This is a genomic window from Knoellia flava TL1 (assembly GCF_000768675.1).
In the GTDB taxonomy this organism is placed as follows: Bacteria; Actinomycetota; Actinomycetes; order Actinomycetales; family Dermatophilaceae; genus Knoellia; species Knoellia flava.
Window position 1 is genome coordinate 16,001 of record NZ_AVPI01000004.1, and the last position, 16,757, is coordinate 32,757.

Annotated in this window: 16 protein-coding genes and 2 tRNA genes; 11 read left to right on the top strand and 7 right to left on the bottom strand. The window is 70.1% G+C overall.

Features of this window, described 5'->3' with window-relative positions; genetic code table 11:
• Position 1 precedes the first annotated feature (1 nt).
• From N798_RS02750 to N798_RS02765, 4 genes are all read left to right on the top strand, one after another.
• On the top strand, positions 2-1,003 hold the full coding sequence (locus tag N798_RS02750) for a beta-ketoacyl-ACP synthase III (RefSeq protein WP_035946099.1): 1,002 nt from the start codon (positions 2-4) through the stop codon (positions 1,001-1,003).
• A gap of 100 nt (positions 1,004-1,103) precedes the next feature.
• Complete coding sequence (locus N798_RS02755; protein WP_035946101.1) at positions 1,104-1,352, top strand: acyl carrier protein; 249 nt, start codon at positions 1,104-1,106, stop codon at positions 1,350-1,352.
• Between the two features lie 112 nt (positions 1,353-1,464).
• The gene (fabF, locus tag N798_RS02760; RefSeq protein WP_035946102.1) at positions 1,465-2,709 is read left to right on the top strand and encodes a beta-ketoacyl-ACP synthase II; all 1,245 of its coding nucleotides are present in this window, start codon (positions 1,465-1,467) and stop codon (positions 2,707-2,709) included.
• Positions 2,709-4,157 carry an acyl-CoA carboxylase subunit beta gene (locus N798_RS02765; protein WP_035946103.1) on the top strand — a complete coding sequence of 483 codons (1,449 nt, stop codon included), beginning with the start codon at positions 2,709-2,711 and terminating at the stop codon, positions 4,155-4,157. Before fabF ends, N798_RS02765 begins: the two co-directional genes overlap by 1 nt.
• A gap of 161 nt (positions 4,158-4,318) precedes the next feature.
• Here the strand turns inward: N798_RS02765 and N798_RS02770 are convergent, their stop codons facing one another.
• Entirely contained in the window at positions 4,319-4,834 is a 516-nt protein-coding gene (locus tag N798_RS02770) for a DUF3145 domain-containing protein (RefSeq protein WP_035946104.1), read from the bottom strand.
• A gap of 530 nt (positions 4,835-5,364) precedes the next feature.
• On the opposite strand from N798_RS02770, the gene N798_RS02775 reads away from it, so the two are divergent.
• Positions 5,365-6,369 carry a WD40/YVTN/BNR-like repeat-containing protein gene (locus N798_RS02775; RefSeq protein ID WP_156971583.1) on the top strand — a complete coding sequence of 335 codons (1,005 nt, stop codon included), beginning with the start codon at positions 5,365-5,367 and terminating at the stop codon, positions 6,367-6,369.
• 57 nt (positions 6,370-6,426) lie between these two features.
• On the opposite strand, the gene N798_RS02780 is transcribed toward N798_RS02775, so the two are convergent.
• A tRNA-Ile gene (locus N798_RS02780) sits at positions 6,427-6,500 on the bottom strand.
• 136 nt (positions 6,501-6,636) lie between these two features.
• Between N798_RS02780 and N798_RS02785 the strand changes: the two genes are divergently transcribed.
• From N798_RS02785 to N798_RS02800, 4 genes are all read left to right on the top strand, one after another.
• A complete protein-coding gene (locus tag N798_RS02785; protein ID WP_035946108.1) occupies positions 6,637-7,377 on the top strand; it encodes an amino acid ABC transporter ATP-binding protein in 741 nt (246 codons plus the stop codon).
• A gap of 25 nt (positions 7,378-7,402) precedes the next feature.
• On the top strand, positions 7,403-8,260 hold the full coding sequence (locus tag N798_RS02790; RefSeq protein ID WP_035946109.1) for a glutamate ABC transporter substrate-binding protein: 858 nt from the start codon (positions 7,403-7,405) through the stop codon (positions 8,258-8,260).
• Positions 8,261-8,359: 99 nt separating this feature from the next.
• Positions 8,360-9,025, top strand: a complete 666-nt coding sequence (locus N798_RS02795) for an amino acid ABC transporter permease (RefSeq protein WP_035946110.1) — start codon at positions 8,360-8,362, stop codon at positions 9,023-9,025.
• Entirely contained in the window at positions 9,022-9,909 is an 888-nt protein-coding gene (locus N798_RS02800) for an amino acid ABC transporter permease (protein ID WP_052116844.1), read from the top strand. Before N798_RS02795 ends, N798_RS02800 begins: the two co-directional genes overlap by 4 nt.
• 116 nt (positions 9,910-10,025) lie before the next feature.
• On the opposite strand, the gene N798_RS02805 is transcribed toward N798_RS02800, so the two are convergent.
• The 4 genes from N798_RS02805 to dnaG form a co-directional block, all read right to left on the bottom strand.
• A complete protein-coding gene (locus N798_RS02805) occupies positions 10,026-11,342 on the bottom strand; it encodes a PP2C family protein-serine/threonine phosphatase (protein WP_198030697.1) in 1,317 nt (438 codons plus the stop codon).
• A gap of 176 nt (positions 11,343-11,518) precedes the next feature.
• Positions 11,519-11,591 (bottom strand) — tRNA-Asn (locus tag N798_RS02810).
• Between the two features lie 121 nt (positions 11,592-11,712).
• Positions 11,713-12,231: a hypothetical protein gene (locus N798_RS02815; RefSeq protein WP_052116845.1), complete on the bottom strand. Its 519-nt coding sequence runs from the start codon at positions 12,229-12,231 to the stop codon at positions 11,713-11,715.
• Positions 12,228-14,177, bottom strand: coding sequence for a DNA primase (gene dnaG, locus N798_RS02820; RefSeq protein ID WP_035946177.1), 1,950 nt, complete (start codon positions 14,175-14,177; stop codon positions 12,228-12,230). The genes N798_RS02815 and dnaG overlap by 4 nt, the downstream gene beginning before the upstream one ends.
• 27 nt (positions 14,178-14,204) lie before the next feature.
• Here dnaG and N798_RS17995 point away from each other — a divergent pair, with 27 nt between their 5' ends.
• Positions 14,205-14,840, top strand: a complete 636-nt coding sequence (locus N798_RS17995; RefSeq protein WP_156971584.1) for an endonuclease/exonuclease/phosphatase family protein — start codon at positions 14,205-14,207, stop codon at positions 14,838-14,840.
• A gap of 110 nt (positions 14,841-14,950) precedes the next feature.
• Positions 14,951-15,508: a dihydrofolate reductase family protein gene (locus N798_RS02830; protein WP_035946183.1), complete on the top strand. Its 558-nt coding sequence runs from the start codon at positions 14,951-14,953 to the stop codon at positions 15,506-15,508.
• 12 nt (positions 15,509-15,520) lie between these two features.
• Here the strand turns inward: N798_RS02830 and N798_RS02835 are convergent, their stop codons facing one another.
• Positions 15,521-16,747 (bottom strand): deoxyguanosinetriphosphate triphosphohydrolase, encoded by a 1,227-nt coding sequence (locus N798_RS02835; protein ID WP_035946114.1) that lies wholly within the window; start codon positions 16,745-16,747, stop codon positions 15,521-15,523.
• Between the last annotated feature and the right edge of the window lie 10 nt (positions 16,748-16,757).

The window sequence follows — 16,757 nt, forward strand, 5'->3', positions numbered from 1 at the left end:
CGTGTCCGGCAGCATCACCCCCTCCACGGGGGCGGCCCACGCCCGCATCGTCGGCGTCGGCGCCTACCGTCCGCGCCGCGTCGTGCCGAACTCCGAGATCGTCGACGCCATCGACTCCTCGGACGAGTGGATCCAGGAGCGCTCGGGCATCAAGACCCGCCACTTCGCCGGTGAGGGCGAGAGCATCATCGACATGTCCGAGGCCGCCACGCGCGACGCCCTCGACATGGCCGGCATGGAGGCCGGCGAGATCGACGCGGTCGTCCTCGCCACCGTCTCGCACCCCTACCAGACCCCGGCTGCCGCACCGGCCCTCGCCGACCGCATGGGCATGGGCAAGCCGGTCGCCTTCGACATCTCGGCCGCCTGCGCGGGCTACTGCCACGGCATCGCGATCGCCAGCGACATGGTCCGCGGTGGCAGCGCCCGCAACGTCGCCGTCATCGGCGTCGAGCGGCTCTCGGACTTCACCAGCCGCACCGACCGCGGGACCGCCTTCATCTTCGGTGACGGCGCCGGCTCCGCCATCGTCACCGCGGCGGACTCGCCCGGCATCGGCCCGACCGTTTGGGGCTCCGAGGGCGACAAGTGGGACGTCATCGCCCAGAACGAGAGCTGGATCGACGTCCACGAGCAGAAGCTCGACTGGCCGACGATCGGCATGCAGGGCCAGAGCGTCTTCCGCTGGGCCGTCTGGAGCATGGCGCCCGTGGCCCAGCAGGCGCTCGACGCCGCGGGGGTCACCGTCGACCAGCTCGACGCCTTCATCCCGCACCAGGCCAACGTCCGCATCATCGACGCGATGTGCAAGCAGCTCAAGGTGCCCGACCACGTCGCCGTCGCGCGCGACATCGTCGACTCGGCCAACACCTCGGCGGCGTCGGTTCCCCTCGCCACCGAGCGCCTCCTGCGCGAGGGCCTCGCCCCGCGTGGCGGCCTCGCGCTCCAGATCGGCTTCGGCGCCGGCCTCTCGTATGCCGCGCAGGTCGTGACGCTCCCCTAGGGACTCCCGCGGTCCACGGGTCACCTCGGACCACAGCACCACCCGCACCACCCCACCAGAGAGTCCGCACCCGGCGGACCGAACGACAAAGGAGCAGGACATGGCTCAGAGCGAGCAGGAGATCCTCGCGGGTCTCGCGGAGATCGTCAACGAAGAGACCGGCCTCGACCCCGAGAGCGTCCAGAGCGACAAGGCCTTCACCGACGACCTCGACATCGACTCGCTGTCGATGATGACGATCGTCGTCAACGCCGAGGAGAAGTTCGGCGTGCGCATCCCCGACGACGAGGTCAAGAACCTGCGCACCGTCGGCGACGCCGTCTCGTTCATCCAGTCCAACCAGAGCTGATCCCCTCTCGACCTATTGCGCTTTCGTGCCGGTCCAGGGGCGGTTCACCGCCCGCAGGACGCACGAAAGCGCAATAGGTCGGGACCAGTCCCACGCCAAGGAGTCATCGAACATGAGCACCGAACGTCGCGTCGTCGTCACCGGACTCGGAGCCACCACACCCCTCGGTGGGACGATCACCGAGACGTGGGACGCCATCCTCGCCGGCACCCCCGGCGCGCGGCCGCTCGCGCAGGACTGGGTCGAGCAGTACGAGCTCCCCGTCACCTTCGCCGCCACGATCCACACCTCGCCCGAGGAGGTGCTCACCAAGGTCGAGTGCCGCCGGATGGACCCGAGCGCGCAGTACGCCATGGTGGCCTCGCGCGAGGCCTGGGCCGACGCAGGAAGCCCCGAGGTCGACCCCGAGCGCTTCATGGTCGCCATCGGCACCGGCATCGGCGGCGTCCACACCCTCCTGACCCAGTGGGACAACCTGCGGGAAAAGGGCGTTCGACGGGTCTTCCCCCTCGCCGTCCCAATGCTCATGCCCAACACGAGCAGCGGCAACGTCTCCCTCGCCCTCGGTGCGCGTGCAGGCGCGCACACCGCGGTGTCGGCGTGCGCGTCCGGCGCCGAGTCGATGGGCCTGGCCGTCGACCAGATCCTGTCCGGTCGCGCCGACATCGTCATCGCCGGCGGCACCGAGGCCGCCATCCACCCGCTGCCCTTCGCCGGGTTCGCCCAGATGCAGGCTCTCTCGACCCGCAACGACGACCCGGCCCACGCCTCCCGGCCCTACGACACGGGTCGCGACGGCTTCGTCATGGGTGAGGGTGCGGCCGTCATCGTGCTCGAGTCCGAGGAGCACGCCAAGGCGCGCGGTGCCCGGATCTACGCCGAGCTCGCTCCCGCCGGCATGTCCTCGGACGCGCACCACATCACCGCCCCCGAGCCCGAGGGCGCGGGAGCGTCCCGCGCCATGCGAGAGGCCGTGCAGCGCGCGGGCATCACGCCCGCGGACATCGTCCACATCAACGCCCACGCCACCTCGACCCCCGTCGGCGACGTCGCGGAGGCCAACGCCATCCGCCGCGCCTTCGGTGACGCCACCGACGGCATGTGCGTCAGCGGCACGAAGTCGATGACCGGCCACCTCTTGGGTGCCGCCGGTGCCCTCGAGGCGCTCTTCACGATCCTCTCCGTGCACCACCGGATCGCCCCCGCCACGATCAACATCGAGAACCTCGACCCCGAGATCTCGCTTGACGTCGTGCGCGGCGAGCACCGCAAGCTCCCCGAGGGCGACATCGCGGCGCTCAACAACTCGTTCGGCTTCGGTGGCCACAACGTCGCCCTCGCGGTGAAGAGCCTCTGATGGCGCACCAGCCCAACGAGGCGTCCGCCACCGCGTCGGCCGCCACCAAGCCCAAGCCCGACCGCGCCACGGACCCTCGCAACCCGCGCCTGCGACTCGCCGCCTTCTTCGACGAGGGCTCGCTCGAGCTCATCACCCCCGAGGACGACTCCGGCATGCTCGCCGCCGTCGGCACTTGCCAGGGCACCCGCGTCGCCGCCTTCTGCTCCGACGCCACGATCATGGGCGGCGCGATGGGCGTCGCCGGCTGCAAGGTGATCCTCGAGGCCTACGAGCGGGCGCTCGCGGACGGCATACCGGTCGTCGGCATCTGGCACTCCGGGGGCGCACGCCTTCCCGAGGGTGTCGTGAGCCTGCACGCGGTCGGCGAGGTCTTCGCGATCATGACCCGCGCGTCCGGCAAGGTCCCGCAGATCTCGGTCGTCATCGGCGCTGCTGCGGGCGGCGCGGCCTACGGACCTGCCCTCACCGACATCGTCGTGCTCGCGCCCGACGGCCGCATCTTCGTCACCGGCCCCGACGTCGTCCGCTCCGTCACCGGCGAGGCCGTCGACGCGCTGCGCCTCGGCGGCCCCGAGCCGCACGGCCGTCGCAGCGGCGTCGTCCACGTCGTCACCGAGTCGACCGAGGAGGCCTACGAGCGCGGGCGCCAGCTCTGCTCCCTCCTTGCCGACCAGGGCACGCTCGACGCGACGGGCATCGAGGACATCGACCTCGAGGAGACCTTCCCCGAGTCGGCCAAGCGCGCCTACGACGTGCACCCCGTCGTCGACAACGTCCTCGACAAGGGTGCCGACTCCGTCGAGCTGCACCCGCGCTGGGCTCCGAACATCGTCACCCAGCTCGGTCGCTTCGGCGGCCGCACGGTCGGTGTCATCGCCAACAACCCCATGCGTCTCGGTGGCTGTCTGGACTCCCCCAGCGCCGAGAAGGCGGCCCGCTTCGTGCGCATGTGCGACGCGTTCGGTGTGCCGCTCATCGTCCTCGTCGACGTGCCGGGCTACCTCCCCGGCGTGGGCCAGGAGTGGGACGGGGTCGTGCGCCGTGGCGCCAAGCTGCTCCACGCCTTCGCCGAGGCCACGGTCCCGCGCGTCACCCTCGTCACCCGCAAGACCTACGGCGGTGCCTACATCGCGATGAACTCGCGCTCGCTCGGGGCGACCAAGGTCTTCGCGTGGCCGACCGCCCACGTCGCCGTCATGGGCTCGGTCGCCGCGATCCGCATCCTGCACCGCCGCCGGCTCGCCGAGGTCGACGACGCCGAGCGCGCGGCGGTCGAGCAGGAGCTCGCGGAGGAGCACGACCGCCTCAGTGGCGGCCTGCCCCGTGCCGTGGAGATCGGCGTCGTCGACGAGATCGTCGAGCCGACCGCGACCCGGTCCGCCCTCGCCAGGGCCATCGCCGAGGCGCCCCAGCGGCGCGGTCAGCACGGCAACATCCCCCTCTAGCCGCCTCAGCTTTTGCTCCGCATGCGGGAACGTTGAGGGTCCGGAGGGAACATTTCCCTCCGGACCCTCGAGGTTTCCTCCGCATGGTGCCGGACACAGCACGAGGCCCGCTCCCCCTGTACCGGAGCGGGCCTCGTGACGTGTGCGGGTTGTCGGCCGGCCTATCCGACCTGGTGGAGCCAGCGCACGGACGCCCCGTCACCGGCATACCGGAAGGGTTCGAGCTCGGCGTCCCACTCGGTGCCGAGGACCTCCTCGAGCATCTCCTCGATCGCGTCGGGTGAGCCCTGCGCGAGCATGAGGATCTCCTTGAGCCGCTCCTCGCCGACGACGGCGTCGCCACTCGCGGACGTCGTCGCGTGGTGGATGCCCAGGCTCGGCGTGTAGGACCAGCGCGAGCCGTCGCAGCCGGCGCTCGGGTCCTCGGTGACCTCGTAGCGGACGCCCTGCCAGCCGCGCAGCGTCGAGGCGATGTGCGCGCCCGTCCCCTGCTCGCCGATCCACGACCACTCGCCGCGGCGCAGCCCTGGCGCGATCGGCTGCTCGGTCCAGTCGATGACCACACGGGAGCCCGTGGCCTTCTCGAGTGCCCAGGTGATGTGCGGGCACAGCGCTGCCGGGGCCGAGTGGATGAACACCACTCCCCGGGTCGACACACGTCGCGTCGCGACAGACATCCTGGCCTCCTTGGTGTGCAAGGGACGTCTTCCCCAACGCCGTCGCACGTGGTCCGGAGGCAACAGATCTGTATGCCGGCCAGCTCGCTGTGAGGGCGCCCGCGGCGCCGCTGTTTGTCGCCTCACGAGCGAACTCGTGAACCGTGGGCCACATCATGCCGCATGAACCCCAGTCGCACCACCACGAACACGCGTCACGATGTGAGACGGCTCGAGAATGCCCCGAGAGCCGCGAGCGAACCTTATAGTCCTTTCGAGTCATTTGGTGGTTCTGAGTTGCCTACGGTACGACCCACCTTGACTATGGGCGTGCCTGACCCGTTCGGGTCACCCCCTCCAACCTAGGAGCGCCCTCGATGGGATCCCGCCACGTCGCCCGCCCGGCTCTCGCCGCGCTGGCCGCAACAGTCACCAGTCTCGGGTGCGTCGTCGCCCTGACAGCCACGCCGGCGAACGCCGTCAAGAGCAGGAAGCCCGCACCCGCGCTCACGTCCACCACGATGCCGACGTATCCGACCAGCATCGTCGGGGTGAGCCCCCAGGCGATGGAGAAGCCCAACGATTCAGGCCGCACTATTCGCAGCCTCACCCTCGACAACGGCAGGTTCTTCGTCGGCTACGGCGACTACCTCGAGAACGGCGGGCCAACGAAGGTGACCACGTTCGACCCCGCGACGCGCACCTTCGCCGAGACGGGGCTCACCGCGCCCACCGAGGAGGTCACGACCTTCCGCCGGATCAACGGCAAGCTCTATGCGCCGTGGACCGACCCGACCGGATCGGCCACCGCCAACCAGGGCTTCTCGACCAACGCGAGCGGGACCTGGACGAACGAGTTCAAGGCTCCCGCCGAGCACGTCTACGACGTTGCTTCGCTCAACGGCACCGACCTGTGGATGGTCGGTTCTGCCAAGAACGTCGTCAGTGGCAAGGGCGGTGCAGCGGCGTACCGATCCACCGATCGCGGCGCGACGTGGACGTTGGTTGCCGCCGACACGTCGAACGTCGAAACGGGCTACGAGCGCTATTACTGGGCGGCCGCCATCAACGGGAAGATGTACCTACAAGCGCACAACGTTGCGGAAGGGGCGCCGCTGCGTATCTTCAATGGGACCTCGTGGTCGACCCTGTCCCTCAACCCCTGCAACACCGTGGAGTCACGGGCTGTCGAGGTCTTCAAAGGCAACATCATCTGCACCAACTACGGGCGCGGAGTGGTCGCCTTCGACGGCAAGACCGCGACCACCGTTCTCAACACCGACGGCTGGAACGTTCTTGACTTCGACATCCCGGGCGATGGCTACATCTACGCCCTCTCTCGCGCCGGCGTCTACCGCAGCGCGGACGGCCTCAGCTGGCAGGGCCTGACCACCGTGCCCGAATACGCCTGGTCGATCGGCGTCCACAACGGCACGATCTACCTCGGCGAGCGTCTCAACGCCACCATCCGCAAGGTCGACGGGCTCAACACCAACGCGGTGCCGGCGCCCTCCACCACGTCGACGACCTGCAAGGGCAAGTCGAAGAGCTGCTGACGCGATGACAGGAGGGGCCGGTCCGGCATCGGACCGGCCCCTCCTGCGTGGCCGGGGTGGGGCGGCTGGGGCTTGAACCCAGGACCGACGGATTATGAGTCCGCTGCTCTGACCGACTGAGCTACCGCCCCGTGAAGCGGAGCCGAGCCTACCCGCGGGTGCGGAGCGGCCGGCATACGCCGTCGACAGCCCGGACTGCGTTGCGAATCGGTGTCGCATCGGCCCAGTCGTGCGTGGCGGACGGCACATGGCGGTAGGTTTCGCCCCATGACTGAGCCCCTCGTCGTCCTCAAGGACGTCCAGAAGCACTTCGGCGACCTCCACGTCCTCAAGGACATCGACCTGGAGATCGGCAAGGGAGAGGTCGTCGTCGTCATCGGGCCGTCCGGCTCGGGCAAGTCGACGCTGTGCCGCGCCATCAACCGGCTCGAGACGATCGAGTCCGGGACGATCACCATCGACGGCAAGACCCTGCCCGAGGAGGGCAAGGAGCTCGCGCAGCTGCGTGCCGACGTCGGCATGGTCTTCCAGTCGTTCAACCTCTTCGCGCACAAGACGATCCTCGACAACGTCACCCTCGGCCCGATCAAGGTGCGCAAGCAGAAGAAGGCTGCCGCCGAGAAGCGCGCCATGGAGCTGCTCGAGCGCGTCGGTGTCGCCCACCAGGCCCAGAAGTTCCCCGCCCAGCTCTCGGGCGGCCAGCAGCAGCGCGTCGCCATCGCCCGCTCCCTCGCCATGGACCCCAAGGTCATGCTCTTCGACGAGCCGACGTCTGCGCTCGACCCCGAGATGATCAACGAGGTCCTCGACGTCATGGTCGGCCTCGCCAAGGAGGGCATGACGATGATCGTCGTCACCCACGAGATGGGCTTCGCCCGCAAGGCCGCGAACCGCGTCGTCTTCATGGCCGACGGCCAGATCGTCGAGGAGAACACGCCCGAGGAGTTCTTCACCAACGCCAAGAGCGACCGCGCCAAGGACTTCCTCGGCAAGATCCTCACCCACTGATGTCAGACCCACACAGGAGGAAACAATGAAGGTTCGTCAGATCGGCGCGGTTCTCGCGGCTTCGGTGCTCACGCTCGGTCTCGCCGCCTGCGGCGACAGCGCCAACGACTCGGACTCGGGCTCCGGTGGCGACGCCAGCGGCGGCACCGGCAAGGCCGTGAAGATCGGCATCAAGTTCGACCAGCCCGGCCTCGGCCTCAAGCAGGGCGAGGACTACACCGGCCTCGACGTCGACGTCGCGAAGTACGTCGCCAAGGAGCTCGGCAGCGGCGAGGGTGACATCACGTGGGTGCAGGCGCCCTCCGCCCAGCGCGAGACCCTCATCTCGACCGGCCAGGTCGACATGATCTTCGCGACCTACTCGATCACCGACAAGCGCAAGGAGACCGTCTCCTTCGCCGGTCCGTACTTCATTGCCGGCCAGGACCTCCTCGTCCGCGGTGACGACAGCTCGATCACCGGCCCCGAGACGCTCACCGGCAAGAAGCTCTGCTCGGTCACCGGCTCCACCTCTGCCCAGAAGGTCAAGGACAAGTACCCCGGCGTCCAGCTCCAGGAGTTCGGCACCTACTCCGAGTGCGTCGCGGCCCTCGTCTCCAAGGGCGTCGACGCCCTGACGACGGACAACACGATCCTCGCCGGCTACGCCTCGCAGGAGCAGTACAAGGGCAAGCTCAAGGTCGTCGGCAAGACCTTCTCCGAAGAGCGCTACGGCGTCGGCATCAAGAAGGGCGACACCGCCCTCTGCGAGAAGATCAACACGGCGCTCACCAAGATGGTCGACTCCGGCGACTGGCAGAAGGCCGTCGACGCCAACCTCGGCCCGGCCGGCTTCAAGGTCGACACCGCGGTGAACCCGCCGAAGCCGGACGCCTGCTCCTGATCCGCTCCACGACCACGGCGTCTCGGGTATGCCGTCCGCTCACCCGGGCGGACGGCATACCCGAGTGCCGGAACGACCACGGCAAGGAAAGGTCTCTGCATGGGTGAGATCCTCAGCAACTACGACGTGCTCGCCGCGTTCTGGGGCACCATCAAGCTGTCGCTCCTCGGGACGTTCGGGGCGCTGGTGCTCGGCACCATCGTCGCCGTCCTGCGGCTCTCCCCCGTGCGGGTCTTCCAGTGGATCGGCTCCTGGTACGTCAACACCTTCCGCAACACCCCGCTGACCCTGCTCATGGTCTTCAGCATCCTCGGGCTGACCTTCATCCTCGGTCTCCAGCTCAACACCCAGGACCTCAACAGCAACGCCTTTCGCTGGGCCGCGGTGATGCTCGCCGTCTACCACGGCGCCTTCATCTGCGAGGCACTGCGCTCGGGCGTCAACACGGTGCCGGCGGGACAGGCGGAGGCGGCCCGCGCGATCGGGCTCACCTTCGGCCAGAGCATGCAGCACGTGCTGCTGCCGCAGGCGTTCCGCGGCTCGATCGCCCCCATCGGGTCGACGATCATCGCCCTCATCAAGAACAGCACCGTGGCCGCCGTCATCGGTGGCGGGGAGGCGGCCAACCTCATGTCGACCGTCATCGAGAACGAGGGCAGCCGGTTCAGCGTGTTCCTCGTCTTCGCGATCGGCTTCGTCATCCTCACCCTGCCCCTCGGACTGTTCTTCACGAGCATGTCGCGGCGTCTGGCGGTGAAGCGATGAGCGCCCAGTCCGTCCTCTTCGACGCCCCGGGCCCCAAGGCCCGTCGCCGGCACGCGATCCTCGCGGTCGTCGGCGCCGTGCTCGCGGTGGTGGCGCTCTACGTCGTCGTCCGCAAGATGCAGACGGCCAACCAGCTCCAGGGCTACATGTGGGAGCCGTTCCTCACCGACCGGTCGGTGTGGCGCGACTACCTGCTCAAGGGCCTCTGGGGCACGATCAAGGCCGCGCTCATCTCGATCGTCTTCGCCGCGGTCTTCGGCCTGGTCTTCGGCGTCGGCCGGCTCTCCACCATCCGCCCCGTGCGGTGGGTGTGCAGCGTCGTCGTCGAGTTCTTCCGGGCCGTCCCGGTGCTCATCATGATGATCTTTGCGTTCGGCGTCTACACCCGCAACGGCGTCTTCGCCAACGACCTCAACCCCCTCGCGGCGGTCGTCACGGCGCTCACGCTCTACAACGGCGCGGTCATCGCGGAACTGGTTCGTTCCGGTGTCCACTCCCTCCCCAAGGGTCAGGGCGAGGCCGGCCTCGCCGTCGGCCTGACGACCGGCCAGGTGCTGCGCTCGATCCAGCTCCCGCAGGCCCTCACCGCCATGCTGCCGGCGCTCATCGGCCAGTTCGTCACGATCCTCAAGGACTCGGCGCTCGGCACGGCGATCACCTACACCGAGTTGCTCACGTGGTCCAAGACTCTGGGGTCCGCGTTCACCAACACGGTGCCGGCCTACATCGTCGCGGCGATCCTCTTCATCACGATGAACTACCTGCTCTCCCGCCTCGCGGTGACGGTGGAGAAGCGGCTCAACCGCCGGGGCAAGACCGCCGGCGGCGCGGTCGCCGCGGCACCGCTTCCGGGAGGCGCACCAGCGGACGCAACCCCGGCGTAGTCGCGACCTCCGAATGCGAGCGTGAAGCGTGCACCGGGCCCGGCGACTGTCGCCGGGCCCGGTGCACGTTTGCCACATCGGGCGGGAAAGGTGTGACTGGCCGGACGGGCGGAGGGTCAGGACAGTCGCGCGCTGGCGCGGCCCGGGTCAGCTCCCGAGACCGTCGTCCGATCCCGGCCATGGCCTCCGTACCAGTCGAGAACGAGGATCGTGGCGTCGTCCTTGAGGTTGTGTCCCGTGGCGTCGAGGACGCGGTCGGCCATGTGTCGAGCTGCCTCGCGCGGATGCAGGTCGTGGGTCTCACCGATGACCGCCGTGAGGTCGAGGCCGGCCGCGTTGCGGTCGAGCATGCCGTCGGTGACGACGACGAGCCGGTCGCCGGGCTCAAGGGCGACCCGCGTGCTCCGGTAGCGGGTGCCCGGGAAGAGACCGATCGGCAGGTCCGGCGGCAGGTCGACGACCTCGACGCGGCCATTGCGTGCGAGGTAGGGCGGGACGTGGCCGGCATTGACGAGGTCGAGCGTGCCGGTCTCGAGGTCCAGTCGACCGCCCACCCCGGTGACGTAGTCGTCGGCACCGCGGGCGTCGGAGTGCTCGACCAGGGCGGTGTTCGTGGCGGCCATCTGCTCGAGGAGCGACGCCCCACGCCGGCGGGCACCCCGCAGGGCGCCCACGCTCAGCGACGCCGTGAGGGCCGCACCCACCCCATGACCCATGGCGTCGGTGACGGACAGGTGGAGGTGGTCGCGGGCCAGGCTGTAGTCGAAGCTGTCACCGGCGATGTCGCTCGCCGGCTCGAGCCAGGCGGACAGGGTGAAGGCTCCGGCCTCGCACGTGCGCGACGCGGGCAGGAGCCGCTGCTGGATCTCGGCGGACAGGCTCGCGGGACGGCTGCGCTGGCCCCACTCAAACAGGTCGGTGTGGCGGCGGTTGGCGATGACGACGAAGCCGAGGAAGTGCGCCAGCTGCCCCGCTGCCGAACGGGTGTCCTCGTCGGGCTCCTTCGGCAGGAGCATCTCGAGCACCCCGATGACCTCGCCCCGCTCCGTGATCGGCGCGAGGAGCGTCCACAGACGTGCGGCCGTGCCCGAGTCAGAGGCACCGGGCGCGACCACCTGGATGGTCTGCGTGCGCACGGCCTGCTCGCCATGTCCTCCGTCGAAGGGGAGTGTGGTGGCGCGCTCCTCGTCGGCCTGACGTTGGTGGGCGGCCAGCGAGGGGGCGCTGCCCGGCTCCGCGTCCTCCTCGAGCGGGGCGTGGGCGAGCCGGACGAGGGCCCGTCCAGACAGGTCGGCGATGAGGAACGACACCTCGGTGGCACCGAAGGCCTCGCCGAGCTCACGGGCCACGGACTGGACTGCCTCCACGGGCGAGACCGCCTCCGCGGCCTCGAGCAACCTGCCCAGCCTTCCGGACATCAACACGTCAGACACCCGGGCAGCATAAAGGCCCGAGACGCTCCGTCTGCCGGTCACGGCCCTTGCGAGTTCGGGATGCGACCGCGTAGGGGTGTCCGCGATCGCGCCGCACGGCCCAGCGCGAGAAACGCATCAGCCGGACCCACTCACGCGGGTCCGGCTGGGGTGGATGTCGGTCGACATCCGCGATGCTCCCCCGGTTGGACTCGAACCAACAACCTGCCGATTAACAGTCGGCTGCTCTGCCAATTGAGCTACAGGGGAATGCAATGCATCGGTGCTGACACCGGTGCGCGGCCACCCGGGGGCGGCGCGCTGCGCAACGATAGCAAAGGGAGGGGCCAGTCACGAAAACGGCTCCCCCACCCCGCCGCTGGGGTCGGGATCAGTCGAGCCCGACCTGCTCACGGAGCCGGCCGAGGGCGGCCGCGGTCTGCTCGCGCACCCCCGGGTCGCTCGACCTCACGCCCCGTCCGAGGATCGTCTGGCCGAGCAGCGCCTGCGTCTCCAGGTCCTTGCGGACGACGACCCGGGCGCGCCGCTTGTCGCCGAGGTCGACCTCGTCGGAGAGCACGACGCTCGCCTGGACCCGCTCGCGGAAGACCTGCGGGAACGTCGAGGGCAGCTGGATCTGCCACACCGTCGCGGGCGCGCGGTCGACCCACTGCACGGTGAGCCGGCGCGTCTGGTCGTCCCACGAGCCGGTGTCGACCATGTGCCACGGACGCTCGATGACCACGGAACCGTCGCGGACGGCATACACGTGGGTCGTGGTGGCGACGACCCACGACCCTGAGCGCTCGTCCTGCGCGACGCTGAGCACCTCGCGCCCCCGCTCGCCGAGCGCCCCCGCGACCTCGGCCGGCACCTCGGGCCCGCGGCGGCCGAGCCGAGGGAGCCTCACGTCACGAGCCGATCGCGCAGCCGGGCCCGGCTCATCTCGAGCTCGATGAGCTTGCGGGAACGTTCACGGATGGCCTCCGGTTCCGGGTCGGGTGAGTTCTGCAGGCGGCGGATCGCGGCGGTCTCGTCGGCGATCTGGCGGCTCAGGCCGGCGTCGTGGACGCCGATGACGAGCGAGTCGAGGTAGCGCTGGGGCGGCAGGCCCGTCGTCGGGTCGACCTTTGTGGGCAGCGGCGCGACGCTCAGCTCGGCGAGCAGCCCGCGCACGGCGAGCGGCCCGGCCTCGGCGACGGCCGCAGTCCAGCCGGCGGTCGAGAGCTGGGAGGCGCGCGCCGCGACGGCCCGCACCCCGTCGAAGATCGCCGCGTGCGCGGGGGCGGTGAACGCCACCGACGGGAGGGCGTCGATCGTCTCGGTGCTGAACCGCGTGGGGTACTGCAGCAGGGCTTGGAGGAGCTGACGCTCGGTGTTGACGACGGGGTCGCGCAGGTTGGGCGCGGGCATCGCCGCGGCATCTTCGCGCGCGTCGGGCTCGGGCACGTCGTCGGTGGACGCGGGCGTGCGGTCCCCCGGCCGGCCCGGCGCGCCGGACGACGCGTCCCGGGCGGCGATGCGCCCGGCGCGCTGGACCTCGCTGCGGACCTGCTCGACCTCGACGCCGAGCATGCCGGCGACCGTCCGCATGTACTCGGGCCGCAGCGACGAGTCGCGGATCGAGTTGATGATGGGTGCGACCGCACGCATCGCCTGGACACGCCCCTCGGCGGTCTCGAGATCGAAGCGGCGGATCGTCGTGCGCACCGCGAACTCGAACATCGGCACGGCGTCGTCGACGAGCGCCTTGACCGCCTCGTCGCCCTTGGCGAGGCGCAGGTCGCACGGGTCCATGCCGTCGGGTGCGACGGCGACGAACGACTGCGAGGCCCAGCGCTGGTCCTCGCCGAAGGCCTTCATCGCGGCCTTCTGTCCGGCGGCGTCGCCGTCGAAGGTGAAGACGACCTTGGCCGGCGCCCCGTCGGTCTCGTCGCGCATGATGCGCCGCAGGATCTTGATGTGGTCGACACCGAACGCGGTGCCGCACGTCGCGACCGCCCCCTCGACGCCGGAGAGCTGCGCGGCCATGACGTCGGTGTAGCCCTCGACGATGACGGCCCGCCGCTCGGTCGCGATCGACTTCTTCGCGGCGTCGAGGCCGTAGAGGACCATCGACTTCTTGTAGATGGGGGTCTCCGAGGTGTTGAGGTACTTCGCGGCGATGCGGTCGTCGTCGAGGAGGCGCCGGGCGCCGAACCCGACGGTGTCGCCGATGACGTCGCGGATCGGCCAGACGAGCCGTCCGCGGAAGCGGTCGTAGAGGCCGCGGCTCCCCCGGCCGGACAGCCCCGCGGTGACCATCTCGTCCTCGGTGAACCCCTTCTCACGCAGGTGGCGGGTGAGCTCCTCGCCGCCGCGTGGGGCGAAGCCGACGCCGAAGCGCTCGGCGACCTTGCTGTCGAACCCGCGGTCGCGCATGAAGTCGCGGCCGGGTCGCGCATCGGGCCGCCCGATGAGGACCGAGGCGTAGAACTCCTCGGCGACGCGGTGCGCCTCGATGAGCCGCGAGCGCCGCCCCAGGCCACCCTCGGCGCGCGGCCCTCCACCCTCCTCGTAGCGCAGCTCCATCCCGATCTTGGCCGCCAGCCGCTCGACCGACTCGGCGAAGGTGAGGTGCTCCACCTTCTGGACGAAGGAGATGACGTCCCCGCCCTCGCCGCAGCCGAAGCAGTGGTAGGCGCCGACGGCCGGGCGCACGGTGAACGACGGGGTCTTCTCGTCGTGGAACGGGCACAGGCCCTTGAGCGAGCCGACACCGGCCGGACGGAGCGTCACGTGGTCACGCACGACGTCCTCGATGGAGGAGCGTTCCTTGACGGACTGCACGTCGTCTGCGTTGATCCGCCCCGCCACGCGCACCTCCGGTCCTCGTCCGCTCCTGTGAGGGCTTCAGTATGCCGTCTGCCCACCCGGGCGCGCGGGCGCCCTTCCCCAGGGCGGAGCCGTGTCCACACGGGGCACGGTGGTGCGACCGCACCGGAATCGCAGCGGTTTCGCAGCGACGCGGCCGAGGGTGGCGCGCCCGCCCCGGACCGACCGCGGCGGGCGCCGCTGGACCACACGCACTACGGCGACGGCAGCTTCCCGGCGTTCGCCGGGGTCATCGGCTGGCAGGAGGTCAACGACCCTGTCGACCGCGCCCGCTTCGTCAACGCCGTCGTGCTCAGGAACAAGCAGACCGGCAAGAAGCTCGCCTTCGTCAGCACCCACCTCATCTCGGGCGCGTGGAACGGCAAGCACCCGAACCGGCAGGGTCGCTGGCTCCGTCACCTCGACGTCCTCGAGTCCGAGATCACCCGCCTGCGCCGGCTGCACAAAGCGCCGGTGGTCGTCGGTGACTTCAACCGACGCCGCGCCGAGAACCTGTCCGGGCTGCGGATCCTCGACGTCAAGGACGTCGCCGGCTACACGATCGACGAGATCTACGTCCCCGACAACGCCGTGGCCACGAAGTCCCACCAGGTCCAGACGTTCGGCTCCGACCACCACGCCTACAAGGCGCGCGTCGACTGGTGACCCCGCCGCTGGACGCGGTGTGAAGAAAACGTCGGGTGGGATGTCGTATCCGTGCGACCCCGTTCGTGGAGAGGATGACCCTCCCCCCCTCGAAGCACAAGGACACCACCATGCGCACCCTCATCGTCTCCGAGTTCATCTCCCTCGACGGTGTCGTCGACTCCCCCGGGGGCGGCGACCACCCCCACGCCGGCTGGACCTTCAAGGACGTCGAGTTCGACGAGGCGGCCTACGAGATCAAGGGCCGCGAGCAGGCCGACGCCGGGTGCCTCCTGCTCGGCCGCCAGACCTATGACGAGTTCGCTCCCGTCTGGCCCACGATGGACGAGTTCGCCGACTACAACGCGATGCCGAAGTGCGTCGTGTCGAGCACCCTCACCGACCCGGAGTGGCACAACACCACCGTCCTGCGCAGCCTCGACGACGTCGCCGCGCTCAAGGAGTCGGACGAGCCGGGCACGATCCTCGTCCACGCGAGCCCCACGCTCGCGCAGGGTCTGGCGGCGGCCGGGCTCGTCGACCGCTACCACCTGCTCGTCTTCCCCGTCCTCCTCGGCAGCGGTAAGCGTCTCTTCGCGACCGACGCCGCAAAGGCGCGGCTCACGCTCAGCGAGCACGCGGCATACGGCAACGGGGTCCAGCTCAACGTTCTCGACGTCGTGCGTTGAGACGGCGAGCGCTCAGCACCAGCGGCGGTGCAGCTCGAGCGCGCGGACGTCGGTGAGGGAGGCGACCTGGTCGACGACGACACGCAGTGCTGACCCGTCGTCGGCTGCGGCCTCGTAATCGGCCAGCAGGTCGGCGTCGAGGCGGGAGGGGTCCTCCCGGTAGGCCTCGACGAGATCGGCGATGACGGCCCGCTCCCCCGCCATGAGCTCGACGCGCTCGGCGACGTTCATGACGAAGTGCGCAGCGACCGCCTTGAGCACGGCGCACTCCGCGCGCGTCCCGACGGGCACGACGAGGTCGGCCTCGTGGCGCACGAGCGCACCGGAACCGTGCCGATCGCGTGTCGCCTTCTCCACCGAGTGGACGAAGCGGCCGATGATGCGCGAGGTCATGTCCTTGAGCCCTGCGAGGTCACCGCGACTGCCCTCGTATGCCGTCGGCACCGTGCCCGTGGCGAGCAGCCGTTCCAGCGCGCAGCCGAGCTCGTCGCGGTCGAGGTCGACGGCGTAGGAGGCGGTGGCGACCTCGAGGACGACGTCCACGTCGGTGGCGTCGCGCAGCCGGCGCGGGTCGAGCCGACCGGAGGCGATGGCGTCCTCGACGTCGTGGACCGAGTAGGCGACGTCGTCGGACCAGTCCATGACCTCGGCCTCGAAGGCACGGCGGCCCTCGACCGCTCCTTGACGGAACCACGCGAAGACGGGCAGGTCGTCTGCGTAGACCCCGAACTTCGGCGGGGGCGAGGGCCCCTCGCCGCGGGCCCACGGGTACTTCGTCGTCGCGTCGAGGCTGGCCCGGGTGAGGTTGAGCCCGGCCGGGCGGCCGTCCGCGTGGAAGCGCTTGGGTTCGAGCCGGGTGAGGATCCGCAGGGTCTGGGCGTTGCCCTCGAACCCGCCGATGCCGGCCGCGACCTCGTTGAGCGCGGTCTCGCCGTTGTGGCCGAACGGTGGGTGGCCGAGGTCGTGGGCGAGGCAGGCCGTGTCGACGACGTCGGCGTCGCAGCCCAGTGCCCCGCCGAACTCGCGGCCGATCTGGGCGACCTCGAGGCTGTGGGTGAGCCGGTTGCGGACGAAGTCGTCGCTGCCCGGCTGGAGCACCTGGGTCTTGGCGGACAGCCGGCGCAGCGAGGCCGAGTGCACGAGCCGGGCGCGGTCCCGGGCGAAGTCGTCGCGGTCGGCTCGCTTGTGCGCGGGGTCCTCCGCGACCCAGCGCTCACGGTCCCGCGCGGTGTACGTCACTCGCACGACA